Annotated in this window: 19 protein-coding genes and 2 pseudogenes; 5 read left to right on the top strand and 16 right to left on the bottom strand. The window is 67.9% G+C overall.

The genetic code is table 11. From position 1 onward, the window contains the following. Positions 1-4 precede the first annotated feature (4 nt). A protein-coding gene (locus OG429_RS41715; RefSeq protein WP_443051307.1) for an IS630 family transposase occupies positions 5-1,089 on the top strand; the annotation gives its coding sequence in 2 pieces (ribosomal slippage) (positions 5-466 and positions 469-1,089; 1,083 coding nt in all). A gap of 363 nt (positions 1,090-1,452) precedes the next feature. Here the strand turns inward: OG429_RS41715 and OG429_RS39360 are convergent. From OG429_RS39360 to OG429_RS39350, 3 genes are all read right to left on the bottom strand, one after another. Further along, entirely contained in the window at positions 1,453-2,463 is a 1,011-nt protein-coding gene (locus tag OG429_RS39360; protein ID WP_328930040.1) for a WD40 repeat domain-containing protein, read from the bottom strand. Between the two features lie 299 nt (positions 2,464-2,762). Beyond that, the gene (locus OG429_RS39355; RefSeq protein ID WP_328930039.1) at positions 2,763-3,737 is read right to left on the bottom strand and encodes a hypothetical protein; all 975 of its coding nucleotides are present in this window, start codon (positions 3,735-3,737) and stop codon (positions 2,763-2,765) included. Positions 3,738-4,051: 314 nt separating this feature from the next. Continuing rightward, the gene (locus tag OG429_RS39350; protein WP_328930038.1) at positions 4,052-5,221 is read right to left on the bottom strand and encodes an outer membrane protein assembly factor BamB family protein; all 1,170 of its coding nucleotides are present in this window, start codon (positions 5,219-5,221) and stop codon (positions 4,052-4,054) included. Between the two features lie 612 nt (positions 5,222-5,833). Between OG429_RS39350 and OG429_RS39345 the strand changes: the two genes are divergently transcribed. Both OG429_RS39345 and OG429_RS41710 read left to right on the top strand, forming a co-directional pair. Continuing rightward, positions 5,834-6,424 carry a TetR/AcrR family transcriptional regulator gene (locus tag OG429_RS39345; protein ID WP_328930037.1) on the top strand — a complete coding sequence of 197 codons (591 nt, stop codon included), beginning with the start codon at positions 5,834-5,836 and terminating at the stop codon, positions 6,422-6,424. Between the two features lie 84 nt (positions 6,425-6,508). Beyond that, positions 6,509-7,574, top strand: a protein-coding gene (locus OG429_RS41710) for an IS630 family transposase (RefSeq protein ID WP_443051306.1) whose coding sequence is annotated in 2 segments (ribosomal slippage) — positions 6,509-7,089 and positions 7,088-7,574 — 1,068 coding nt in all. Because the reading frame shifts where the segments join, the coding sequence is not laid out codon by codon here. A gap of 209 nt (positions 7,575-7,783) precedes the next feature. Here the strand turns inward: OG429_RS41710 and OG429_RS39330 are convergent. The 4 genes and pseudogenes from OG429_RS39330 to OG429_RS39315 all read right to left on the bottom strand — a co-directional run bounded on the left by OG429_RS39330 (position 7,784) and on the right by OG429_RS39315 (position 11,627). Beyond that, on the bottom strand, positions 7,784-8,056 hold the full coding sequence (locus OG429_RS39330; protein ID WP_328930035.1) for a hypothetical protein: 273 nt from the start codon (positions 8,054-8,056) through the stop codon (positions 7,784-7,786). Positions 8,057-8,145: 89 nt separating this feature from the next. Then, positions 8,146-8,598 carry a hypothetical protein gene (locus OG429_RS39325; RefSeq protein ID WP_328930034.1) on the bottom strand — a complete coding sequence of 151 codons (453 nt, stop codon included), beginning with the start codon at positions 8,596-8,598 and terminating at the stop codon, positions 8,146-8,148. Beyond that, positions 8,595-9,449 (bottom strand): annotated as a pseudogene (locus tag OG429_RS39320) (IS5 family transposase). The gene OG429_RS39325 and the pseudogene OG429_RS39320 overlap by 4 nt, the downstream one beginning before the upstream one ends. Before the next feature lie 330 nt (positions 9,450-9,779). Beyond that, complete coding sequence (locus OG429_RS39315; RefSeq protein WP_328930033.1) at positions 9,780-11,627, bottom strand: RICIN domain-containing protein; 1,848 nt, start codon at positions 11,625-11,627, stop codon at positions 9,780-9,782. 738 nt (positions 11,628-12,365) lie between these two features. Here OG429_RS39315 and OG429_RS39310 point away from each other — a divergent pair. Further along, positions 12,366-15,209: an ATP-binding protein gene (locus OG429_RS39310; protein WP_328930032.1), complete on the top strand. Its 2,844-nt coding sequence runs from the start codon at positions 12,366-12,368 to the stop codon at positions 15,207-15,209. A 321-nt stretch (positions 15,210-15,530) separates the two neighbouring features. Here OG429_RS39310 and OG429_RS39305 read toward each other — a convergent pair whose 3' ends face one another. The 9 genes from OG429_RS39305 to OG429_RS41705 form a co-directional block, all read right to left on the bottom strand. Continuing rightward, complete coding sequence (locus tag OG429_RS39305; protein WP_328930031.1) at positions 15,531-16,718, bottom strand: helix-turn-helix domain-containing protein; 1,188 nt, start codon at positions 16,716-16,718, stop codon at positions 15,531-15,533. A gap of 413 nt (positions 16,719-17,131) precedes the next feature. Then, positions 17,132-18,133 (bottom strand): phage tail sheath family protein, encoded by a 1,002-nt coding sequence (locus tag OG429_RS39300; protein ID WP_328930030.1) that lies wholly within the window; start codon positions 18,131-18,133, stop codon positions 17,132-17,134. Positions 18,134-18,471: 338 nt separating this feature from the next. After that, the gene (locus tag OG429_RS39295; protein WP_328930029.1) at positions 18,472-18,861 is read right to left on the bottom strand and encodes an ATP-binding protein; all 390 of its coding nucleotides are present in this window, start codon (positions 18,859-18,861) and stop codon (positions 18,472-18,474) included. Positions 18,862-18,928: 67 nt separating this feature from the next. Further along, complete coding sequence (locus OG429_RS39290; RefSeq protein ID WP_328930028.1) at positions 18,929-19,894, bottom strand: ornithine cyclodeaminase family protein; 966 nt, start codon at positions 19,892-19,894, stop codon at positions 18,929-18,931. Next, on the bottom strand, positions 19,873-21,006 hold the full coding sequence (locus tag OG429_RS39285; protein ID WP_328930027.1) for a pyridoxal phosphate-dependent aminotransferase: 1,134 nt from the start codon (positions 21,004-21,006) through the stop codon (positions 19,873-19,875). Before OG429_RS39285 ends, OG429_RS39290 begins: the two co-directional genes overlap by 22 nt. Positions 21,007-21,012: 6 nt before the next feature. Further along, complete coding sequence (locus tag OG429_RS39280; RefSeq protein WP_328930026.1) at positions 21,013-21,657, bottom strand: helix-turn-helix transcriptional regulator; 645 nt, start codon at positions 21,655-21,657, stop codon at positions 21,013-21,015. Positions 21,658-22,097: 440 nt separating this feature from the next. Further along, positions 22,098-23,639, bottom strand: coding sequence for an ISL3 family transposase (locus OG429_RS39275; RefSeq protein ID WP_328930025.1), 1,542 nt, complete (start codon positions 23,637-23,639; stop codon positions 22,098-22,100). Positions 23,640-23,706: 67 nt separating this feature from the next. After that, a complete protein-coding gene (locus OG429_RS39270; RefSeq protein ID WP_328930024.1) occupies positions 23,707-24,216 on the bottom strand; it encodes a GNAT family N-acetyltransferase in 510 nt (169 codons plus the stop codon). Positions 24,217-24,354: 138 nt separating this feature from the next. Further along, positions 24,355-24,585, bottom strand: a complete 231-nt coding sequence (locus OG429_RS41705; protein WP_443051305.1) for a hypothetical protein — start codon at positions 24,583-24,585, stop codon at positions 24,355-24,357. 15 nt (positions 24,586-24,600) lie between these two features. On the opposite strand from OG429_RS41705, the pseudogene OG429_RS41700 reads away from it, so the two are divergent. Then, a pseudogene (locus tag OG429_RS41700) lies at positions 24,601-25,179 on the top strand (IS3 family transposase); the annotation flags it as partial. Positions 25,180-25,190 lie beyond the last annotated feature (11 nt).

Here is a 25,190-nt window from a genome sequence, read left to right as displayed (position 1 = left end):
TTGTATGAGGTATCCGCAGGGTGGGGGTCTGACCGCGGAGAGGCAAGCGTTCCGTGAGCGGGTCCGGATGGAAGCGGTCGGTATGTTCGCCGATGGGCGGGGCAGTACGGAGATCGCGAAGGAGTTACGGGTCAGCGTCCGGTCGGTTCAGCGGTGGCGGCGAGCCTGGCGGGAGGCTGGTCAGGACGCGGTTCGTTCCCGCGGTCCGGCATCCCGACCGAAGCTCAACAAAATGCTGTTCGCGGTGCTCGAGGAGGAGTTGGCCAAGGGGCCGGTCGCTCATGGGTGGCCTGATCAGCGGTGGACGCTGGCCAGGATCAAGACCTTGATCGGCCGCCGGTTCCACAAGTCCATGACGTTGTCGGGCATTTCCCAGATGCTGCGGCGGCACGGCTGGAGTCACCAGGTTCCGGCCCGTCGGGCCGTCGAGCGTGACGAGGCGGCCGTGGCCGGCTGGGTGAAAGACGTGTGGCCGCACGTGGAACCACCGCGGCGGCGCTCAAGGCCTGGCTCGTGTTCGAAGACAAAGCCGGGTTTTCGATGACGCCGCCGGCCTCACGCGCCTGGAGCCGACGCGGAACCACTCCGGTCATCCGGGTCCGCGGCCGTTCCCAGCGACGCTTCTCCATCGCAGCCCTGTGCTGCTACAAACCCGGCGAACGCTCCCGCCTCATCTACCGGCCCAGACGGCATACCGACCACAAGAGCGGCGGCCGCAAGAGCTTCGCCTGGACCGAGTACCGCGACCTCCTCATCGCCGCCCACCAGCAGCTCGACGGCCCCATCGTCCTCATCTGGGACAACCTCAACGTCCACAAAGACCACCGGATGCGGGCCTTCATCGACGCCACAGACTGGCTCACCGTCTACCACCTGCCGCCCTACGCCCCCGACCTCAACCCCGTGGAAGGGATCTGGTCGGTCCTCCGCCGAACAAGCCAGACCAACACCGCCTTCACCGACCCGGACCACCTCATCCGCCAGCTACGACATCGCCTCCGCCAGATCCAATACCGCAGCGACGTCGTCGACGGATGCCTCACAGCGACCGGACTCACACTGACGACACCACACCTACAACCTCAGTAACCGCGCTCCCCGAGCACGCGAAGGAGATGGTTTGCGACGTCCTGGACATCGCGGTGCGCTCCCCGTGGGGCTGGCCCCAGTGGAACACCCGCGACGCGGAAGGCGAAGACGTCCGCGCCGCGTCCGTAGGACAGCTCTCCGTCATCTACGTGATCAACCGGCTCACCGGCACATGTCCATCCTGGACATCGTCTGGCTCGGGTAGCCACCCGCGACAACGTCTCTCCCTGGCAGCACAGATACCAAAGGCGGGGCGTACAGCAACGTAGCCACCGGTGTCCCCCACGCCAGGTACTCGGGCACGCCCGACGTGAAGGGAGCCGAGCATCCGCACGGGCTGTGCTCGGCGCGGGCTTGCCACGGTCATGCGGTCCGCTGCTTGATCTTCCACAGTTGCACGGTGGAGTACGTCTTGCCGTCGGAGGTAGAGGTGGCGAGTGTGCGGCCGTCCGGGTGGAGGGCGATGTCGGCGGCGTGCCTGCGACCGGTCGGCACGGAGATGATTTCCTTGCCGGACGGCAGGGCCCACAGCGTGATGCCTCCGTTTTCGGAGCTGCCGCTGGGTGCGGCAACGAAGGAACCGTCCGGGCTCATTGCCAGGCTCTCGTAGTCATCGGCCTCGGTCCCAATGGTGGCGGTGAGCTTGTGTGAGGCGACGTCCCAGACTGAGATTGTTCGGGAGGCCCCGATCAGGCTCTTGCCGTCCGGGGTGAAGGCGAGGTCGATCACCCCGAAGGCGGTCGCGGCCTCTACTGGCAGCGCAGCGATCTGTGACCAGGAGGAGGTGTCGAACAGGGTCACGCCGCCCTTGAGTGCCGTGCCGTGTCCTGCGGCCAAGATCTTCCCGTCCGGGCTGAAGGCGACACTTCGCACGCTGCTTGTTTGGGTGCCCTCGCCGGCTCCGACCAGCACGTCCTTGACGTGCGCACCGGAACGTACGTCCCACACGGGGACCTTGCCGATGCCGTCGCTCGCGTTCCGGGCACCGGCCACCAGCCTGCCGTCCGGGCTGAGCGCCACCGCCGACATGCCCTCCAGGGCCAGGCCTTCGGAGGGTGAGGTGATCGCTGCGACTTCCTGCTGCGTGGCAACGTCCCAGACCATGATCCCACCCACGTCCCCTGCTACGTGGTTTTCCCAAGTCGGTGGCTTCACATAGCCAAGAGCGAGCAGGCCGCCCGCGAACGTGAGATCCTGGGTCATCATCAGGTCCTTCGCTGTCAGTGCGGCGATGTGCGCCCCGGATACTGCGTCCAACAGCGTGACGCTGGTCTTGAGAGCAACGGCCAACAGCTTCCCGTCAGGGCTGTACGCGAGGTATGGGCTCAGGTTGGCCGCGTCAACCTCGATCGTCGCCGACGGCGCGAGTTCCACACCGGCAGGTCCTCCCCTGGCAGGTTTCCCTCCCGTCGGCCCGCCCCCGTCTCCCCCGCTGCCCGAGCCGGAGCCGAGCCGGATTCCCAGGGGAACAGCCACGGCTCCGGCCGCCCCCACGCCGGCTGCCAGGAAGGCCCGTCGCCGCATTCGATTCGCCTGGCGCGGATCCGCCTCTCCTGAACGGTCACTCATGGAGACATCCCATCGTTGTAGTTGTGGTCCACGCAGCGGAGCAGGCCCCTGGATGACGTTCAGGAAGGAGCGTCGTGCACCTCCGGTGACGGGGCGTCACTGGTTCAGTTGCCCTCACCTGGTCGTACGCGTTCTAGAGTCTTCGTGGCGGTGCAGCCCTGCTGGCTCATCTCACCGATGCAACCCCAGCCTTGGGAGATGACGTGCCCGAAGTACTGGACCGGGTTCGGTGGCACCGCCTCCGTGGTGATGGTGGCCGCGCCCGTCGGGATGCGCTGATCGTGCTGCCCGGTGGTATCGGTATACGAGGCGGTGATGTGCCACTTGCACGTCTGATCGGCGACCAGGGACTGGACCCGCAGGGCCATGTTCGACTGGCCGTTGCCCAGGTCGATGGCGTTGTGGCGGAAGTAGAACTGGCCCTGGTCGTCACCCTCGTCGAGGACGTAGGGCCCCGTCGGCTTGTCCGCCAGGCCGCCGGGCATGTCCCACAGCAGGCCCGGGCGGATGTTGGAGCCGGCCGGGGGGATGTCGACCACCGTCTGCGCGGTCGGTGCGGTGCACGTGTCCTTGACCGCGGTCATGCTGTTGATGGTGAGTCCGGCGTCACGGTCGCTGTTCAGGTTCAGGTCGAACGTCTGGGCGTTGATGCCCCGGGGAAACTGATGGCTGCCCGCCAAGGGCTTGTGGAGGACCGGGGGATACTGGATGATCCGCCCGCCGAGGGATTTCATGAACGCCCAGACTTCCTTCGGCTTACCGCCGCTGAGGCTTGTGAGGGTGGCCTGCTCACCTGCGGTCAGGGGCCTGTCCAAGACGAACATGATCGGATCGAACCCCTCTTGTTCATAGTCGGGCGGGGTGATGGTGGAGACGAAGGCGGGTTGCTCGCGGTCGACGGTCTTCTCCGCGTTCTTGTCCGCGCGCGCCCGGTCGGTAGACGTGGCTTGATCCAGGCCGAAGTTCGCGTAGTATCCGAACAGGATCCCTCCCACGATCACGGCAGCCGCGACCGCCGCGTACAGCGCCCGGTGCTTCGGCGGGAGCCCCCGGAACCCCGGCAGACGGTCATCGGCCAACGCGTGCCAGGCGGTCGGACCGGGCGGCGGTGCAGGCTCCCCCGAGTCCGCCGTCGGAGCCCCGTTGTGGATCGGATTGGCTGGCGTGGTCGGGGCCGGCGCAGGGGTTCCTTCTGAGCGGTCCGGTGTACCTGAGCTGGGAGGCGGCGGTGGAGTGGGTGGAGTGGTAGCCATGGAGTCCCCCGAAATTCCAATGTGGTCGTATAAGCGTCTTCGTTAGCCGCTCGGCGCAAGTTCGCGGCTCCGCGTCGGCGGTACCGGGCAGGGTGACCGGGCCGCCGCTTCGTCGACCGAACCGTCTCGGCCTCTCTTTCTCAGGTCCAGGCCGTGGGTGTCTCCGCCGGCGCAGCGGCGGTTGGAGAGGGCAACGCCGGTCCCGCGCCGGTCGCCGCGTCGAGGGCGTACACGTTCCCGTCGTTGCTGCCGACGTACACGAGTCCGCCGACGACGGTCGGGGACGAGTGGATCTCTTGCTCGGTGGTGAACGCCCACTTCTTGGTGCCGTTGGCGGCATCGAGGGCGTACACGCTCTTGTCGAGGCTGCCGACGTACACCACCCCGCCGACCATGGCCAGCGATGACATGATCGCGCCACGTGTCCTGAAGCCCCACTTCTGGGTGCCGGTCGCGGCGTCTAAGGCGTACACGTCCCTGCCCTCACCGAAGTACACCGCCCCATCAACGACTGCGGGGGTCCAGCTGATCCATCCCCCGGTGGTGAAGGCCCACTTCTTGCTACCGGTGGCGGCGTCCAGCGCGTACAGGTTCCCGTTGCGGCCCCCGATGTACACCACCCCGTCGACCACCGCTGGAGACGCGGTGACGTATTCCCCGGTGGGGAAGCCCCACTTTTTGGTGCCGGTGGCGGCGTCGATGGCGTACACGTTCCCGTCCATGCTGCCGATGTACAGAACCCCGTCCGCGATTGCTGGAGACGATGGGATCCATTTTCCGGTGGGAAAGGCCCACTTCTTGGTGCACGTGGCGGCGTCGATGGCGTACACGTTCGCGTCGTGGCTGCCGACATATACCACCCCGTCGGCCACCACGGGCGACGAGGCGACCCAGCTGCGGGTGGGAAAGGACCACCTCTTGAGCCCGGTGGCCGCGTCCACCGCGTACAGGTTCGTGTCGTGGCTGCCGAAGTACACTACCCCGTCGGCCACCGCAGCCGACGATTGAACCGAGTCGCCGGTGGCGAAGGCCCAATGCAGGGCGCCGGTGCTCGCATCCAGCGCGTAGAGGCTCTTGTCGTGGCTGCCGATGTACACCACCCCGTCGGCTACTGCCGGTGACGCTTGGACCCAGCCACCGGTGGCGTGTCGCCACGTATGCCACGAAGGGGCCGCACCGCCGCTACCGCTGCTGCTGGGACTGCTGCCGTCTCTCCCGCCGACGCTCCTGCAGCTGGCGACGGTGACCGCAGCGCCCGCTCCGACGCCCAGCCGCAGCAGTGTCCGCCGACTGAGGTGTCCCGGCCTCACCGGGCGGTCCGCGACAGGTTCCGGGACGTGCCCGGGAACACGGGTCGGCGTGGCGGAGCGTGGGCAGCCAGGAGGCCGACAAGGTTCAGAACGCCGTCGCCGCGAGCTTGAGCAAGGGGCAGAGCCGCACGGAGGACGCCACGCCGTGCGTACCGCAGCGTGAACCTGTTCCTGCGCCCGATCACTTGGCTGCAGCCCCCGCACATCCGGCCGGGTAACTCACCGCGTGTGTAGAGCTGGTCCAACCTTCGCACACCCATCGACAACCCCCCGTATGCCCAGCAGCCGACGCCTTGAGTCGGAGCGCCCTCGCGTGACCGCACAGACGATCCAACGACCGATCCACCGGCCGCTCCGCTGCCGCCTCGTCGGCGCGGCCGCGGCGACTGCGTTCGGGGATCGGTCAAGCGGATCCACCGCACTGGCGATCGCACCCGTTGCCACGCGGCGGCTCTGCATCACAGGCGTATTCGTGTCCGGCACGAAGCCCAGTGTGGGACCCCGCCTCAAGAACTGGAAGTCTTTCTAGAAATAAATTTGAAAAGGTGTCCTAGGCTGTACGCGACTCGGAACACAGAGATCTGCCGGTACGAGACCGAGGACGCCTGCTCGATGAGCCCGAAGCAACAACGCGGCGAAGCCACCGTCGAACAGGTCCTGGACGCAGCGCTGTGCCTCTATGCCTCGTCAGGGGAAGCCGGTCTCACCGTCGGCGCCATCACCAAAGCCAGCGGGGTCAGTTCCGGAAGCATCTACCACCACTTCGGCAGTCTCGACGGCGTGGTCGCCGTACTCGCGCAGCGCTCGTTGGAGCAGCTTCTGAAGACTCTGGTGACAGCGTTGGTCCAGGCAACAGACGCCCGTTCCGGTATCCACGCCGTTGTCCTGGCCTACTTGGGCTTCGCGCAGGCCCATCCGGACTCAGCCCGTCTCTTGCACTCCGTCACCGCGGATCGTGAAGGCATGGCCCACGCGCGGGAGATCCGTGACTCCCAGGAAGCTCGGCTGACACCGATCGCCCTCTGGATCCACGCGCACCAGGAATCCGGCGAACTCGCCAAACTCTCCACCCCCGTGATCGAATCCCTCGTGCTGGGGCCGGTTATCGGTGTTGTCCGCCGCTGGCTCACCGTAGGGGACCTGGACCTGGAGGAAGCCGCCAACGCGCTGCCCGAACACATCTGGCGGTCGGTCCGCCGTTAGGCCGTTTCTTACCGACTTCAGCTCGTTGGGTGAATTGTTGCGAAGTGCCTGATGGGTGTGGGCGGGTGGCTGTATCCGTGGTGTGTGAGATACGCGGATGGGGGTGGGCTGACCCCTGCGGGGCGTCAGCGCCGGGAGACGGTACGGATGCAGGCGGCTGAGCTGTTCGAGCAACAGGTCAAGCCGTCGGAAGTCGCCCGGCGGCTGCGGGTGAGCGTGAAGTCGGCTTATCAGTGGCATCAGTTGTGGCGGGACGGCGGTGTTGAGGCTCTGGCCTCCCGCGGTCCGAGCGGGAGTCGGTGCCGGCTGTCCCCGCGGTGTCTGGAGAAGCTGGCCGTGTATCTGGAGGAGGGTCCGGCCGCGCACGGCTGGGTGGAGGATCAGGTGTGGACCGCATCGAGGGTGGCCACGCTGATCGGCAGGAAGTTCCACATTTCCTACAGCGTCTCGGGTGCCACCCGGTTGATGCACCGGCTCGGCTTCAGTCCGCAGGTGCCCGCGCGGCGGGTGGCCGAACGCGACGAGCAGGCCGTCACCGTGTGGCGGGAGGCGACCTGGGCGGAGGTAAAAGGGCCCGGGCGGCCTGCGGGGGCTACGTCTGCTTCGAGGACGAAGCCGGCTTCACCCGACGGCCGCCCCGGGGACGGACCTGGGGCCGGCGCATATCACCCCGGTCGTGACAGTCAGCGGTCGCCGTTCGGGACGGCTGTCGGTGGCCGGGCTGATCGCGATGCGGACCCGGCTGTGTCACCGCGTTCGGACCCACCCCGCCGGCAAAGGAACACGTCGCAGCATGGGCGAGCGGGACTTCATCGCTCTGGTCGACGGAGTCCACCAGCTGGTCAGGGCGCCGATCGTGCTGGTCTGGGACCGGCTGAACACCCACGTCTCCCGCAGGATGCAGGAATTCGTGGCCGAGCGTGAGTGGCTGACAGTCTTCCTGCTGCCCGCCTACTCACCCGACCTGAACCCCGTCGAAGGCGTCTGGGCACACGTCAAACGCAGCCTCGCCAACCTCGCCGTCATGGCACTCGACCGCCTCGAAGTACTCGTCCGCAACCGACTCAAACGCCTTCAATACCGGCCCCACACACTCGACGGCTTCATAGCCGGCACCGGCCTCACCCTCGACGCACCAGCCTCACCTTGAAAAGCCGAAGTCAGTATTGCAGCCATTGGTCGAAGGCGAATTGCATGGCTCCGCGGGTGAGTGCTGCTTGGACGTCGTCGGACAGGCCGGCTGCGGCGGGTAGGGGGCTGGGTGCATCCACCAGAAGGGCTCGCCGCCGGGCGTGGCGAGCAGTGCGCCGAAGCGGAGGTCTCCGGCCAGCCAGACGAGCCCGCGTCCGTCTGTCATGTTCAGCCACGCCGAATCCGGGACCAGACCTTGTATGCCGCGGCCGCTGTCCCGTCGGGGGCGAGGAGCAGCAGGCGGCGTTCCGATTCCCCCCACACTGCCTCGATGCGGCATGGCCATACCTGCCAGGGCTGCTCCGTGTAGACCTTGCGCTGCGCCTGGAAGTTCGCCAGTTCCCTTCGGTCGAGGGCGGCGAGCATCAGGTGTGACAGCCCGCCGCTGAGAGCGGCACCCACCCTCATCGCGAACGGCTGCGCGGCGAATACCGAACCCATGAGGGCTCCGGGGACCGCGATCGCGAACGGAGCCCAGCTGATGTGGTGTCTGGTCCTGTCGTGGTCCGTGACTGCGTCATCGTGGACTTCTAACAGGCGTGGTGTGACCTCACCTGAAGGTTGGAGAGAGATCTGAGTGGGCGATAAGTCCGTTTCTGGTAGCGGCCGCGTCCGGGTTGGGTGAGGAAGCCTTGGCGGGTGAGGCGTCCGAGGCGGCTGCGGGTGATGTTGACGGATGCCTCGTCGGTGGGCATGCCGAGGAGTTCGTGCAGTTCGCGGGCCCGGAACACCTGGTCGGGGTGCTGGTTGAAGGTGTTCACGATGGTTTGGCAGGCGGTGCTCGACTCGGGTGGATCGGGTTCGGTCCCGGTCGGTGCGAGTTCGGCGATGGTCTTGCGGGTGGTGGCCAGGTCCGCAAGATGCGCTTCGGTCTCGGTGAGAGCGGCCGTGAAGTGCGCGATCTGATTGCGGAGTTCGTCCGCCCGGGCCGTGGCCTCATTCTCCCGGATGTGAAGGTCCACCAGGAGTTCGGTGATGTTCACGCGGCCAGCCCGATGGTGTCGCGCCAGGCCTGGGCGGGGTTGGTGAGGCGGCGGGCCATGTTCGCGGTGGAGGCCCAGTAGACGCGTGAGGCGGAGGCGTCGGGCCGGTGGTCGTACTCACGGGCCAGCCGCCGGTGCAGCATCAGCGTGCCGTTCGTCTGCTCGACCACCCACCGCTTCGACTGCGGGACAAAACCTTTGCCCTGGCCGGCAGGGTTGCGGCGGACAACCTCGACGTCGATGTCCAGCAGGGCGCCGTGGACGATGACTTCGTCCTTGAATCCCTGGTCCACCAGCACCTTCTCCAGGCGCATCCCGCACCGCTCGGAGGCCTGGTCGAGCAGGGCAGTGCCGGCGGCATTGTCGTGCGCGGACGCGGCCATGACGACGACACCGATGATCAGCCCCAGCACGTCGACGGGCAGTCCCCGCTTACCACCCGAGACCTTCTTGTTCGCGTCCAGCCCCGTCGTGGTCCTGGGGACATCCGCCGCGGCGCGGACGGACTGGGTGTCGATGATCACGAGGGACGGGTCCTCTCATCGGCGGGCCTTCTCCCGCACCTGGCAGCGCAGGAGCTCCTGGATCCGCTGGTCAAGCCCGTCCTGGCGCCACAAACCGAAGTAGTAGAACACCGCCGACCAGGCCGGGAAGCCATGCGGCAGCAATCGCCACTGACAGCCCGTCCGGTTCTGGCAGAAGACCGCGTTCACGACCTCCCTCAGGTCGCAGGACCCGGGATCCCCGGTCGCCGACCGCGCAACCCTGTCCTGCTTCCAGGCCGTGATCACCGGCTCGATCAACGCCCACTGCCCGTCCGACAAGTCACTGAGGTACGGCTCTCTCTTCACGCCCCACATCTCAGCATGGACATGCCCACCGGGTAGCCCGGGCGGCGAGCATTCCCACGATCGAGCGATCACGAACCGAGGAAGACCGGACTTAACGCCCACTCAAGACCCTCGGCTACACCAGCCCCGGTTCTCCAGGCTGACCCATGTCTCACGAGACGTCCTTGGAGGCTGTGGCGTCCCGCGCAGGCGTTTGAGGTTCTTGTTCCCGGGACAGGTGTCCCGACCGGTTCACCCCGGCCGATTCGTTCTGTCCGGACAGACTCCGATCCGACGCACCGGTCGTGAACGGAGCCGCACTCGGCGAGTGCGGCTCCGTTCACTGCCGTCTCAGCTGATGGCTATGTCGTCGATGTAGCCGCGGTAGCTGCCGGAGCCCGGGGTCTTCTGGTCGTAGCCGACCAATATCCGGCTGATCTGCTTGCCCGCGTTCTCGTCGAGGCTGACCGTGACGTGGTTCCAGGTGTCGAGAGTGAGGGCCGTGCACTGTTCGGCGGGGCTTATCCGGTGGCCCCTTTGGTCCCAGGACCAGCTGTCACGCAGGGTGCTGCCGTCGGTGAATACCAGGTCCACGGCGGCACATGCGCTGTTTCTCGCCCCTTCGGCGACCGAGGCGGCGGTGACGTGGCTCTGCGGGTAGATCCAGTAGCTGAGGGCCTTTCTGTCAGGCACCGCGGTGCCGATGGCCAGCGGGCTGCCACTCAGGTCGTAGACCTTCATGTAGGCGTCGGCATGGTCCGTGCCGGTCCGGGTGGATCCGGAGTACACCAGTGCGCCGGTGCCGGTGTGGGCGGTTCCATCACTGCCGATGCCTGCCTGCGGGCCGTCGACGTTGTGGAGGCCTCCCCCGGCCGTGTCGGCTGCGTGGGTCCAGGCCGGTGCCGGATCACTCGGCTCGAAGCCAGAGTGGAAGCTGCTGGCCGTGGCCGGCTTTTGCGGCTGGACGGGAGCCGGTGCGGGCTGGTCTGGTGTGGTCATGCTCCGGGTCGGTCCGTCACTGATGCAGGCGGGCTGTCGTACCCATTGGCCGTTCTCGTCGAGCTTGTCCGCAGCGACACCGGAGTCGTACATCATGGTGGCCCCCGACCCGGCGGGGTAGGTGACGGTGATCTCGGCGTCGGTGGAGTAGGTCCACTCGTCCCAACTGCCCTTGGCGAAGACGAACCGACCGGTGTAGGTCTTGCTGACCGGGAAGGCCTTCACCCAGGTCGTGGAGTGTGCAGGCGCCGCGGGGACCACGGCGTGGTAGGTCTTCTCCTCCGTGTTGGTCGTACCGGTCTGGACCGAATGGGTGATCAGCTGGGATGCCTCGACCGCGAAGTCGGCGTGCCAGAAATCACTGGAGGAACCCAGCTTGACGGTAATGGTTTCCTTCGTGCCGTTGGCGATGGAATCCGTCGTGATGGTGGAGGTGCTGTTGGTCACCTTGTAGTCGACGGTGGTCGACGGGATCGCTGCGTCGGTGTGCTGCGCCTGCAGGCACAGGGCCACCCCTGCATCGTTGCCGGTCACCGCCGCCTGCGTCTGGCTGTAGCTGCAGTACGGGTAGGCCGAATGCGCAAGGACGGCGGCATCACATTTGGTCAGCGCGTACTTGGCGGCCCAGTCAGTGGTGAAGTCCTTCCCGCCGCCGAAGCGGGAGCCCCACAACTGGTTCTCCTTGCCGTGACACGGCCACATGTTCAGGTAGTCGGAGTGGCCGGCGAGCCAGCTGCTCGCCACGTCCATGCATTGGTCGTCGACTACGTTGCGGATCATGAACGTCGTTCCCGAGCCTTTGGACTGACCCGGTTCGAAATACCAGTACTGATACTTCTGGGAGCCGTCGCACCGCTGTTGCTCCACAGGCCGCATCCGCCAGGTGGAGTCCCACCATCCCGGCATCAGACACAACCCGGAATTCGTCTTGATCTGGAAACTTCCGTCACCCTGCGGTTGCAACGAAAACACCTGGTTGGAGCCGTCGTGGCGGTCATAGGCCTGCAGCCACGTCCCGGAATCGGACGAACTCCAGGGCACGTCCATCGCCCGCTGGTCCTTGGCGAGCATGAAGACACAGTCCTCGGCGTTCTTGCCGTCACCGGTGTAGCGGCACTGATGGGACGTCTCTCCGGCCGCCTGCGCCTGCTGGGCCCCCGCCCCCAGTAGGGCGGCGACCAACGCGAAAATCGTCGACACCAGGACCCCGATGGGTACCGGGGGTCTGGGGCGCCGCCTTCTGGGCACATGGGCCCGAACGGCATCACTGCTGTGCATCTGCCACTTCCTCCTTCGTCGTGGCACCCTGCACGGTGCGCCTCCGCCTCCTGGGGATCAGAAGCGGCCCCAGGACTTCGCCGCACTACGTGAGGGCCCATTCGTTCGATCCGACGGTCCTGCGAGGAGGGGCCGTCGTAGCACCGCCAAAGTAGGAACGCCCAGCTGCCGATACATCCGTCACCTGACGTAGGAATGCTTGGGGTCGGTGGGTGTCCGGGCTGGGGGCGCGGGACGAGGGCAGTCCTGCGGCTGTGTGCCGGCGCGTCTTTCAGCCGTACGCCAGGCCGATCGGGTGTGGCAGGCCGACGCCGGAGAAAAGCCCCGGATCGGCTGTCCGGCCTCCGAAGCCTCTTATGAAGCTCAAATGTGCGCCACCCGGTACGTACCGGAACGAGACTGCGTCTATTGTCTGCTGTCGTGGAGTCAGCTCGACGAGTCGCAGCCCGGCGGGCGTGACTCGCAGAGGTGAGGCCTTGGCCGAATTGCGGGAATGCGACCGTCGCCACCTGCTGTCGGGGAAGGGCACTCAGTCAGAGGCTGTTACCTCTCGTCGGGCAGCTGACTCTTCTTAACCCGACACCGCGGCACCACCGGTCGGGTCCGGCACAAGCCTGCCTGGTTCAGCAGGCAGATGGCATCACCACTGGAGGGACGGCCGTGCAATTCTTGGGGCCTCGCCTCGTCGGACGCGATGCCGAAACGGCGATCCTCACCACTCTGGCGCTACGTGCCGCGCACGGCTCGGGGCAGGCTGTGTTCATCGTCGGCGAGGCCGGGGCGGGCAAGACAGCGCTGCTGCGGTGCGCGGCGGCAGACGCCGAAGGCGCCGGCCTCCAGGCGCTGTGGGGCTCGGCCCGGGAGCTGGAGGCGCATCGCCCGTTCGCGTTGATATCGGCCTGCCTGGGGATCGATAACGGCCCTATGGACCCGCTGCGCGCACGGGCCGCCGAAGTCCTCTTGGGCCAGGCTCGGTACGGGCTGCCAGGCACGCCGGGAGGCGCGGATTTCGCCACCGTGGAGGCCATGTGCGTTCTGGTGGAGGAGATCTGTGCGCAGGGACCCGTAGCGCTCTTCGTCGATGATCTCCAGTGGGCCGATCGGGCCAGTGCGCTGGTATTGCAGCGCCTCGTGCAATCGGTGGCTCAGTTGCCGCTGCTGATCGTCGGGGCGCTTCGCCCGGTTCCCCGGGTGGTCGAGGTCGACGTACTCGCCCGCGGGCTGCGAGGCAGCAATCGCACGGTGCTGCAGCTCGGTCCGCTGGCCTCCTCAGCCGTGCCCTTGTTGGTGGCCGGCACGATCGGGCATGAACCCGGCCCTCGGTTGCTTCGGCTGTGCGAGGGGGCGGCAGGCAACCCGCTGTACCTGGAGATGCTGATCGCCGCCCTTCAACGGGAAGAGGCGATCACGCTGCACGGGGCCGTCGCAGAGGTCACGGCCGATTGCCCCGTTCCGGCGATCGACACGCTGATCACTCACCGGCTGGCGTACCTGCGTGACGAGGTCCTGCAGGTGTTGCGTGCGGCGTCCGTGCTGGGAGCCAGCTGCACGCTCCACGATCTGGCAGCAGTTCTGGAGGTGCCGGCCCACGTCCTGCTCACCAGCGTCGCTGATGCCGAAGCGGCCGGAATCCTGACTCCCGACGGCCCACGTGTCGTCTTTCGTCATGACCTGGTACGCCAAGCTCTGCACGACGCCGTGCCGAGTTCCGTGCGCTCGCTGCTGCACATCCGGGCCGCACAGGCGCTGACCCGGGCCGGGGCGGCGCCCGAGCGAGTCGCCGGACATCTGCTGGAAGCCGCTCCTCCGGACGGGGAGTTCTTGGTTCCCTGGATAACCGGGTCCGCAGCGCAGCTCACCGCCCGTGCGCCCGGTCTGGCCCTGCGGCTGCTGGGCACGGCGCTGGAGATCGCCGATCCCGCTGACCCGTGCTACGAGCAGTTACGTCTGCACCGTGTCGTCGCGCAACTGTCATCAGGTCTTCTGGCCGAGGCCGAGGAGAGCGCCCGCATCGCTCTGGCCAGACCTGCCGGTTCCGGTCTGGAAGATCTGTTTCGCTGGATCATCGTGCAGGCCGCGTTCGCGCGCGGCCGCCCCGACGTCGCTCTGGCAGAAACCCGTCTTACGTGCGGAACAGCGGGCGCGCCGACACTCGATGCGGTCCGGTTCCAAGCATTTGCATCGGTATGCCTCTTCGCCCTGGGGAGGCTGCCGGAAGCGGGAGCCGTGGCTTCCGCTGCGCGGCGCGCGGCTGCCGAGCTGGGCGACGCAACGGCCTTGGCCTACGCCCTGCAAGTGCTGGCCGCCAAGCATTTCCTGGAGGCTCCTGGCCTTGAAGCACTGGAGCTTGCCCGTCAGGCGTCGCGTCTGACACCCGAGACGATCCACCCGGCGCAGTGGCTCGGGCTGCAGCTCGCGCTGGCCAACTGCTATATGGAACTGGATCTGACCCCGGACGCGGAGCGCACCTTGGCAAGCGTCCGCCCAAGCGCCGAGGACCTCGGGGGTGTGTTCCTGCCGTGGTACCACCTGTCCTGTGCGCTGCTGGCGTTCCATGCCGGCCGGTGGGAGGACGCGATCGCAGAGGTGGACGCCGGCCTCGACCCCGGCGTCCACTTTGCAATGAGCCGGGCGTTGAGAGCGTTGGCGGGGGCAATAGCCGTCCATCAAGGCCGGCGGGACGACGCTGAGACCCATATGAGCCAGGCTGCAGCGGCACAAGACAGCGGAACGGTCTCCTGGTTCTACGAGTACGTCCTCTTGTGCACCCAGGCCCTGCTGGACGAGGCGCAAGGGCATCCCGAGCGGGCCTTCCGCCGGCTGGCGCACAGCTTCGACGCCGGAATCGGGCATCTGCCCGGTCAGCTGATCCTCAGCTTCCTGACACCCGATCTGGTCCGACTCGCGCTTGACCAGGGCGACTCGCCGGCAGCCCGGCGTTACGCGCAGGCGGCGCGCTCGCGTGCCGCACACAGCAGCGCTCCCTACCATCTGGGGGACGCCTGCCGGTGCGAGGGGCTCATCGCACAGGATCCGGAGCTGCTGCTGGAAGCAGCCCGTCACTACAGTGAAGCCACACGGCCGCTGAACCAGGCGCACGCCCTCACCGACGCCGCCGAGCTGCACGCGATGCGCGGCCGGCCCTCGGACGGCCGCGCCCACCTCGAGCGAGCCCTGGCGATCTACGCCGGCCTGGGCGCAGTCTGGGACGCGGCGCGTGCCACCGCCCGCCTTCGCGCGGTCTCCGTGAGCCGCGGCAACCGCGGCCCCCGCAACACCGCCCGCCTGGGATGGGAAGCACTCACCTCCACCGAGCGCATCATCGCCGGTCACGTCGCTGCTGGACACTCCAACCCCGAAACAGCCGCCCGCATGTGCATCTCGCGCCGCACCGTCAGCACCCACGTCTCCAACATCCTGCGCAAGCTCGGACTGACCTCGCGAGTAGAGCTGGCCACCGAAGTGATCCGCCGCAACAGCCCGCCCGAACACCAGCAGCCCTGAACCGTCAATCAGTCGGAGCAGGGCTGCTCGTACATCCACCACCACGCCATGCCGACGCCGTACCTCCACCAGGTCACCGAACACATCCACATGCGGGCCGCCCACCACCGCATGCCCGGCGGGGAGGAATGCGTCCTCAATGAGCGGGCCCTGATCTGCTCTCAGCCCGCCTTCACCGAGCCCGCCCCCGCACGACACCCAGGAGATGCGCGACGCCGCCAGCAAGCCCGCGACGAACGGGTCGCCGTAACGGCGGTCAGCGTCCGGCGGCGGATGGGGCCCCGCCCGAGGGGCGGAGCCCACCGGGCCGGACTGCTGCGGTCACAGGCCGTTGACGCGGGCGCTTCTTTCCACGGCCAGCGGTGTGAAGTTCGCTGTGGTGACGCGGTCCGTTCTACGGCCCCGCCGCGCGTGCGGAATCCGAATCTGCGCCATCAGCCGGCGGCTGTGCAAGGTCATCCTCAGTTCGAACCGGGTACGGGGGTCACGTAGCTGCGGTCCGAAGAGTTTCTCCAGTTGGCGCATGCGGTACCGGACGGTCTGGGGATGCACGTTCAGGGCCTTTGCGGCCTCTGGGGCGCCACCGCGTTCGAGCCAGGCGAGCAGGGTCGCCTCCAGCCGCTCGCTCTGGCGTGGGGTCAGGCCTGCCAGGGGCCGCAGCCATTGGGCGGCCAGCGCCTGGGCCAGCGGTTCGTCCTGGAGGAGGATCACAGTGGAGAGGTGGTCGTCGACGAAGACGGGCCGGGGCTCCAGCCCGTGGCGGGCCGGAGTGAGGGCGAGCAGGCGCAGGGCCCAGCGCAGGGAGGACGCGGTGTCTTTCAGGGGGACCTGGTGGCCCACGGCTGCGAGGCGTCCGCGCAGAGGAAGTTCCAGCCGCGCGCGGGCGCCCGGGCCCGGGCCGGGGCTCGGGACGAGCAGGCAGGGCCGGCCGGCGAACATGCCAGCGAGGGAGTCGTCCAGCACGGCCGCCAGCTGTCGTGTCTCGCCGGGGGGCGCCAGTACGACGCCCCGTACGGCGGGCGGCAAGGGCCAGCTGGCCGTCTCGGCCAGGTCGGTGAGGGGGCGCTGCGGTGCGGCGGGTTGCTGCCGGTCGCTGGCACTGGCTTGGTCTGTGGCCTCGTGTCCGCCGTGGTGTGCGGGGCCGGGGCCGGTGTGGCGGGCGGGTATGGGGCTGGTGCGGCGGGCGGGTTCCCGGGTGTCTGGCCGGCTTGGCTCGTGGCTGCCGTCATGTGGGTCGTCGCTCTCGTGGTCGGGGCCGTGATCCCCGCTGCTGGGGTCCTGGTCTTCCGGTCGCTGGCAGCCGAGGGCAGTGATCAGGGCTTTTCCCACCGATTGTCTGAGCGATTCGTCGTCGATGGTCTCGTTGTCGTTGACGAGTGCGGAGAATCCCGGGGTGTTCTGCAGGAGTTCCTCGACTATCTCGTAGGCCAGCACGCGGAGTTCCGTTTGCCGGAGGCGGATCCACTCGGCTGGGGTGTGGGACCAGATGCGGTTCAGGTGTTCGCACATCGTTTCCTCGTCGATTCAGGGTGGGGCCCTTGGGTGCGAAGGCGATGGGCCCCCGATTTCTTGAGTGGCCCGGTTCTTGGGGCCGCGGTCCTCGGTGCCTCCGGGGGAAAGTTCGCGGCGCGGGCCTGTGCCGGTTCGGTACGTCTGCCTCCGGTCCGTGCCGGGCCGCACAGGGCCACGTTCTCGGCCGAGCAGAGCGGGAGGAGGACCACACCCGTTCTCCTCTCCCCTGTCCACCTGCGCTGTCGGGGCGCGGTGAGGAAGCCGAGCATTACGACTCGGTCGCTGCAGTGCGTGCGCGGGCAAGCCCGGCCGTACCGCGGGCTTGGTCCGGGCTCAGCCGCGCGTGACGATCCAGTGGCGCGGGCAGGTCCGGGCGCCGGGGCACGTGGTGCTGGCGGCGACCGCCGGGGCTATTCGGCGGGGTGCTGGTGGACGATGTCGATGCTGATGAGCTCTGCGGGCCGCAGGGCAGCGAAGCCGACGCGGATGGCGAGGCGCTTTTGTGCCGTCTGAGGCGGGTTGTTGCTCTCGTCGCAGATCACGTGGAAGGAGTCCTCCGGGTTCTTTCCGAGGAGTGCGCCGGTGCGCCACTTGCTCGTGAGAAAGGAGGTGACGTTCGCGCGGACGGCGGCTCGCAGCCTCTCGTCGTTCCGCTCGAAGGCGGCCCAGCGGGTTTCACTACTGATCGACGCCGTGAGGTGGCCGGCGAGGCGCCGGACGTACAGATAGCGCCAGTCACTGTCCTGGGAAAGCGTGCGTGCGCCCCAGATCAGCGTTCCCTGGCCCGGGAAGGCACGCAGGCAGTTCACGCCCATGTGGTTCAGCTCGCCCTGCTCGGCGGCGGTGAGTCTGCGCTGCAGTCGCGTACCCCTGCGGAGAGCAACATGGGCCAGCGCCTTGTCATCACCGCGCTCGGCGTCGGTCCGTGCCCAGGTACCCGCGACGTGCCCGCAAGGCGGTATCAGCCGGGACTCCCCTTGGCTGACGCCGCTCACCGACAGCCAGGGGTAGTAGACCGTGGTGTACTGCGCCTCCTCCTCGTTCAGACCGAGCAGCTTCGGCACCGCGGCGGCGTCCGCGTCCTTGGCGGTGTGCAGGAGGGCCATCCGGTTGGGAGCCGCCGCGCAGTTCCGGGCGAGAACCCTCGCGATCGCCGCACCGTCATCCCCGCCCTCCCACAGGTCTGGGGTGACCACGATGTTCACCTCAGGGTCCAGGGAAGCCACGGCCGCCTCGTAACCCGCGACCGAGCCGTCCTGTCCCGCGCCCACGATCCAGCAGGCGCCGCCTCCGTTGGCGAACCAGCCGGACACGGCGTCGGCCAGGTGCGGCGATCGCGCCCCACCCGAATCGGCAGCCCGCCCGCCCTCATCCGCCATCGAGGTGTTCTCATTGAACTCCCTCCACGTCATGATCCTTCGGGGCTCGCCCGCTTCCAAGTGGCCGACAAGCGCAGCGATCGACGTCGAGGCACCGGACAGCGGCCGAACTCCGCACGACGACGACTCGTTGCCGAAGACGCCGGGTGCACGGTCATTCATGCGGGCTCCTTGCAGGAAGAACAGTGGCTTCGGCCGGACCTGGCCGCGCCACGCCGCGATCACCCCTTCGGCAGCCGGGCTCGGGCGGAGGCCGCCGGCCTCGCAGGGATCGACGCGTGTTCAGGCGGCGGCCGGGAGGACTGCCCAGTAGGTGACGGTGTGGGCCAGGATGCGGGTGCCGTGCGCGCTTGCCAGCAGGGCGATGATGCTCACGCCGCGACCGTGCTCTTCCGGCGCGCAGCTGGTGGTCCAGGTGCCCTCGTTGTCGGCGGGGCCGCCGTCGCCGACCTCGATGCGCAGGGCGCCGTCGTTTCCGGGGCGCTGGAGGTGGAGGGCGACGGGGGCAGGGCGTGTTCGATGGCGTTGGTGACGAGTTCGGAGACGACGAGCAGTGCTTGGTCGATGGTCTCGCCGTCTACGTCCCAGCCATCGAGGACGGTGGTGGTGATGCGGCGTGCTGTGCCGGCGGACGCGGGATGGTGCGGGAGCTTCCAGACGCAAGGGCGCGAGTCGGCCCGTGCGTGGGTGGCGGACTGCGGTGGGACGAACGTCGGGGCGGCTGGGGATGGGGCCGTTTCGATGTCGGTGCTGGCGTCCATGGCAGGGTCCTGGCGGTGGGGGGTGTGAGCGGTGTCGGCGATGCTTCGCCTGTCCGGGCTGCGGTGGTTACCGCAGGAGGTGGTGGAGGATGGCCGAGGCGAGTGCCGCGTCGAGGGCTCCCACACCGGTGAGGTCGGCGACCGTGATCGCCGTTTCGGGGCGGTCGGGGGGTGTTTTGAGAAGCCGGCCGACCGGGATGTCGCTGTCGGGCGCGGCGGCCCCGGCGCGGACGGCGTGGCCGAAGTCCCCGTGGTCGAGGCACTGGGCGTGGTCGTCGGTCGCGATGAGCTGTGCGCGGGCGAAGAGCGCCGGTGGCAGCTCGTTCTTGTGGGGCATGTCCGTGCCGATGCCTGTCACGTGGGTGCCCTCGGAGACGTCGGCGGCGTTCAGGACGGGTGCTGTCGCCGGTGTGGTGGTGATGATCATGTCGGCGCCGGCAGTCTGCTGTGCGGAAGCGGGCCGGGCTGGGAGGCCGTTCTTGTGGAGTTCCTCGCACAGGGCTGCAGCATTGTGCAGGTTGCGGCCGTGGACGAGTATCTGGCTGATGGTGCGGAGTTTGGCCAGCCAGACGGCCTGGAGGAGTGCTTGTTCGCCGGTGCCGAAGAGGCCCAGGGTGAGGGCCGTGGGCCGGGCCATGGCGTGGGTGACCAGTGCTCCTGCGGCAGCGGTGCGCCAGGCGGTCAGCATGCCGCGGTCGTTGAGGATGGCGCGTATCTGTCCGGTGCGGGCGCTGATGACGCAGACCAGACCGTGGTTGGAGCGGAGGCCGAGACCGTGGTTGCCGTAGAAGCCGGTCGCGATCTTGACGGTGAAGTCGGTGGCGTCGGTGATCCAGCCGGCTTTCACATGGCAGTCCCCGTTGGCTTCGGGGAAGTCCATGTGCAGGGGCGGGGGGACGCTGGTGCGGCCTTCGGCGTGGGCGATGAGAGCGTCACGGACGGTGTCAAGGACCATCTGGGGGGTGGCGGCCGTCTCGATGGGGCCCGTGTCGAAGACGGGCAGGCTCGTCGTCATCGGCCCGTTCGCATCCATGTGGCGAAGGCTGCCAGGCCTTCTTCCGGGTTGCTGCGGCCGATGCCGATGCGGAACCGGTCGGCGGGGGTGGCAGTGAGTTCGGAATGGTAGATACTCGCGGGCAGCAGCAGGACACCTGCTTCGTCCACCAGACGGGTGCAGAACTCCTCCACCCCCTCGGCGCCGAGGTAGCGGGGGTAGGCGACGCACCCGCCGTCCGGAGCCTGCCATTCGAAGTCGTCCGCGAACTCGGCGAAGAACGCCTCGAACGCCGGCAGGTTCGCCGCGATGAGCGCACGGTTGCGGCGCAGGATCGGCTCGCGGGCCTTGAGCGCGATGCGCGCCAGGACCTCGCTGGGCGCGGAGTTGCAGATGGTGGTGTAGTGCTTGGCCCGCTCCAGGCGCGAGAGCAACTCGCGGTCGCGGCAGGTGATCCAGCCGATCCGCAGCCCGGGCAGCCCCAGGGACTTCGACGTCACGTTCAAGGACAAGGCGCGCCCGGAGAGATCGGTGGCCTGCGGGAGGATGCGGGCCGGGTCGCGCTCCAGGCCGCGGTAGACCTCGTCGCTGAACAGGTGGATGTCGCGCTCGTCGCACAGGCGGGCCAGCGCGGTGAAATCGGCCGCGCCGATGACCTTGCCGGTGGGGTTGTTGGGGAAGTTCACCGAGACGACCCGGGTATTGGGTCGTATGGCCGCCGCCACCTCGTCGAGGTCCAGGGCCCAGTCCCGCTCGGGGTCGAGGGCCACGCCGGTGACCTCGCACAGCGCCAGCGGCACCGTCTCGGCGGCCTGGTAGTTCGGCGTCACCACCACCGCGTGGTCCCCGGCGTCGAGCAGGACGTTCATCGCCAGGTAGAGGGCCTCCTCGGCCCCCGCGAAGCAGATGACGTCGTCTGCGTCGGCGTGCTCGTAGGTCTGTGCGATCACTTCGCGCAGGGCGCGGTCGCCGAACGTCTCGGTATAGCCCAGGGACAGGTTTTCGAAGGCCTCGCGGTCCTTGTCGTCGGCCAGCGAGAGGAGCTCGCCGAGTGTCATGGTCTGGACATCAGAGGCGGTCAGGTGGTGGCGGGCGGTGAACTCCCACCGCGAGAAGTACGTTTCCAGACGGAAGTCGGGCAGTCGGGTCATGATGCATCAGTCCTTCACGTTCGGTGATCTGAGCTCGGCCAGCAGGCCGTAGACAGTCGAGCGGGACACCCGCAGGGCGCCGGCGACGACCGGGGCGGCGCGGCGCACCGCGAACACCCGCGCCTCATCCAGCCGGCCGAGAACGGCCAGGCGGTCCTGACGGGTCATGCGCTCCACAGGGCGCCCCGTCTCACGGACGTAGCTTCCGATGATGTGCTGGATGCGCTCGGACCAGTCCTGCTCGAACAACGGCTCCGGGCGCTGCACGGTGGGGGCGCCGAAAGCGGACAGGACCGCGGCGGCCTGTTCCAGCGGGGTGCGGTCGAGATTGATGCACAGCACCGCCGACGGCCGGCCCTGCGCATCCCGCAGGACCGAGCTGACCGATGTCAGCCGGCGGCCGTCGACGAGCAGCTTCTCGTACGGCCCGAACACATCCTGAGCCGACGGTTCCAGATCGTCCAGCTCGCCGAGGAGCGAAGGATCCCCCGGGCCCCGGGCGGTCATCGGGTTCCAGATCTCCAGAACCTGATCGGTCTGCGGATCGTGCAGGACGACCTCGGCGTACGGGCCGAGCAACAGCGCCACCGCGTGGCACACCGGCCCCCACATCCGAATACGAGGGTCCCGGCCCTCTTCCACTTCACTCATATCTGGACTGTACGTCCAGACTAGACAGAAAGTCCAGACGCTTATGCCGACGACAGCCCAGCCGCCAATCCCCCGCCCCAGACGGACAGCACCAGCAGAGCTGGCACGCCCGCACAGGCAGAGCATCGGGACGGAGAACCAGGGCGCGGCAGGGATGTTGTTGAAGAAGCAGACCAGGCCCGCCGAACCGGCGCCCGAGCCCATACCCGGCCTGGACCTGAACATCGCCCAGGCGGCGTAGCCGCAGACAGCACCGAGCCTTCGCCGCCACCTCCCCGCCTGAACCGACCGGTCGATTGGGGTAGACAAGTGCCGGGGGTGCGGCCTTGGCCATCAGGGCTGCGACAGATGCCGCACTCCCACGCCCAGCCCGGTAGGCGTGGAGCGGGTCTGTACGGTCAACGGCTCTGTCTCACATTCGGTGGTGACGGAGGGTGTCGTTATCCGAGGAGGATGCGGTGGCGGAGGAGGGTGAAGCCTGCTCGTCCGTGCATCTGGCGGGCGATCCGCTTGGTCTTGGTGTTGATGCCCTCGGTTGGGCCGTTGCTGTATGGGAGTGTGAACGAGGCGGTGACAGCGTCGCGGTCTCGCTCGAGGCCGCGGGTGAAGGAGTGCAGGTGCGGCAGGTCGGCTGCGCGGACCTGGGCGATCCAACGCTCGAGCGCGTCGGCGTTCTCGGGCTGAGGTTTCAGGAGCGGGGCGAGGGTCCGGACGGCGGTGGCCAGGTGGGTCATCTCGGGGCAGGCAGCGGTAATGCGGGCGAGGAGGTCGTGATGGCCGGCCTTGAGGTTGTCGGGCCTGGTGAGGAGCATCCGGGCGAGTCTGCGTGCTGAGATGTGGATGCGGTCGGCGTCCGCGCGTCCTTGATTGATGTACTTGTGCAGGAGGTTGAGGCAGCCGGTGAAGCCGAGGGCTTTGATCTCCTCGAGGAGGTGCTTGATGGGAACGGCGGGGTCCTCGGCCCGGCGTTTGCGCAGGTGCTCGCGGTAGGGATCGACGAGGCTGGACCGGTACTTGGGGACGCGGAGCATCCGCTCGGGCCGGTCGGCGCGGGCATAGCGTTTGATGGTGTTCAGGGCCAGTTGCAGGCGGCGGGCGCATTCGAGGAGGCCAACGCCTTGGTCGAGCAGGTCGTGGACCTGGTGCCAGCGTTCCAGGGTGGTCCGTGCGCGGGGCCCGTCATACAGGGGTGCGTCCAGCACGGTGGCCCAGCAGGTGCTGTGCGCCTTGACCTCGCTCAGGGCGGCTTCGCACAGGTTGTGCCACAAATGCCACCGGTTGGCGACCTGCACTGCGTCGGGCAGGGGCACGGGGATGGCTTCGGCGTGGGTCGTGGAGCCGTCGCGGCACACGACCTCGATGCCGGGATGCTGACGCAGCCACGCTTCCAGCGTGTCGGCCGTGCGGTCGGGCAGCACGTCGATCCGCTCATGGGTCTCGGCGGCGATCACCACGGTGGCATAGCGGTGCCGCCGGCGCAGAGCGAGAACGTCGACGCCGATCACTCGGGGCTCCCGCCCGGTGGGCAACTGGATGCACAGCAGGGTACGCAGGGCCGTGTGACGCGAGAGGCCCATCGCGAGTACCGCGAGCAAACGAGATCCTGCACGGCCCGCTAACTCTTTCACCACGGCCTTGACCTGCCTGGTCAGACGGGTTGTGCGTCGCTGGTATCGGTCCAGCACTCCGGGCAGCTGCTCGCGGAAGGTGTGACAGCAGCCGTGCGTGGGACACACCAGACGACGCACCCGTACGCGGATCACCACCCGTCGGCCGTCGACCGGCACGTCGGCCACCGTCCGCCAGTGATAGCCGTGTACACGTCCCGACGACGCACGGCACACCGGACAGACTGCGGCCTTCTCCGGAGTCCGTGCCCTCACGACGACCCGCTCGCGCTCGTCGAGCACATCCTCGATGACCAGCGGGGATACCCCCGAAAACACCGTCGCCGCAAGCTCGTTGACACTCTCCATGCCCATATCAACGACACTTCGCCACCCTGCGTCACCACCGAATGTGAGCCAGAGCCGTTAACTTTACGGACCCTCAGGTCAAATCAGTGCGTGGGTCGATGATCCAGTGATTGGTCTGCAGAACTCGACCGGCGAACTCCAGGCTCTGTTCTTCAACGAACGTGAAGCCGACACCGCGGCAGATGCCATTGGAAGGCAGATTGCTGGTTGCGGGAAAGGCGTGGATGAGTCCCCAGCGGCCGTCCTCCCTGGCCATCTCAAGCAGTGTCCGCACGGCTTGCTTGCCGTAACCCTGGCCTTGGAAGGCGGGCAGGACCATCCAACCGATCTCGGAGATGTGCTGGTCGTCGGCTTCGTGGGACCACAGCGTCACAGTTCCGGCGACGGCCGAGGGGGCAGCCGGTTCGGGGATGATCATTTTGGTCCAGGCGGTGTCCTCGGCAGCCCGGCGCACATCGCGCTGCACCTTCTCATCCATGCCTTCTCGCGGCAGTGGGCCCCCGAGATCTTTCATCATGTCGGGATCGCATCGCATCCGGATGTAAGCGTCAACATCATCAAGTACCACATTGCGCAACAGCATTCTGTGCCTCCTGGTTGGCAGCGATTGTCCAATGTGATCATGCAGCCCGCACTGCTGGCGTCTGCGCTCCCCTCACCCTCCTGTGAGCTGGGACTTCTGATGTGGGACGACGGGAAGCCCGAGCGAGACCTGGCCACTTCACTGGAAACGGCGGGCCTGCTCGCGCTTGCTGCGCAGGAAGGTGAGGGTGAGATCGAGTCCGTCGATCTCACCCCGCCAGTCCTCGGCGACAGCGCGCTCGCGGATGGCCGAGCTCGAGGCGAGTGAGCGCAAGCTCGCCGCCGAGGAGGACATACTCCGCAAGGCGGCCAAGTATTTCGCCGGAGAGACGAACTGGTAAGGAGCCGCTTTCAGTTCGTTGACGACCACCGGAACACCTTCGGGGTGAAGCGGCTCTGCCAAGTCCTGGACGTGAACCGGTCCAGCTACTACACGTGGCTCGCCGGCGCCGAGGTCAGGGCTGCCCGGCAGCGGGAGGACCGGATCCTGGCCGGGGAGATCCGCGAGGTCCACGGCGGCTCCGGCGGCGCCTACGGCTCCCCGCGAGTGACCGCCGAGCTCCGCGGGAAAGGGCGGCGGGTCAACGAGAAGCGGGTCGCCCGGATCATGCGGACGTTCTCCATCACCGGCATCCGCCTGCGCAGACGCGTCCGCACCACCGTCCCGGACCCGGCAGCCTCACCGGTTCCAGACCTGTTCCAGCGGGACTTCACCGCCACCGAGCCGGGCCTGAAGTACATGGGCGACATCACGTATCTCCCTCTCGCAGGGGGTGAGTTCCTCTATCTCGCGACCGTGCTGGACTGCTTCAGCCGCAAAGTCGTCGGCTGGTCCATCGCCGACTACATGCGCACCGGCCTGGTCGCCGGCGCACTGCGGATGACAGCCTCGACCCGCGGCGGCCTGGAGGGCGCCGTGTTCCACTCCGGCCACGGGGCGCAATACGGATCCCGGGCCTTCTCCGGCCTCTGCGA

It is taken from the genome of Streptomyces sp. NBC_00190, from assembly GCF_036203305.1.
In the GTDB taxonomy this organism is placed as follows: Bacteria; Actinomycetota; Actinomycetes; order Streptomycetales; family Streptomycetaceae; genus Streptomyces.
This window is presented reverse-complemented; position numbering and strand designations above follow the sequence as displayed.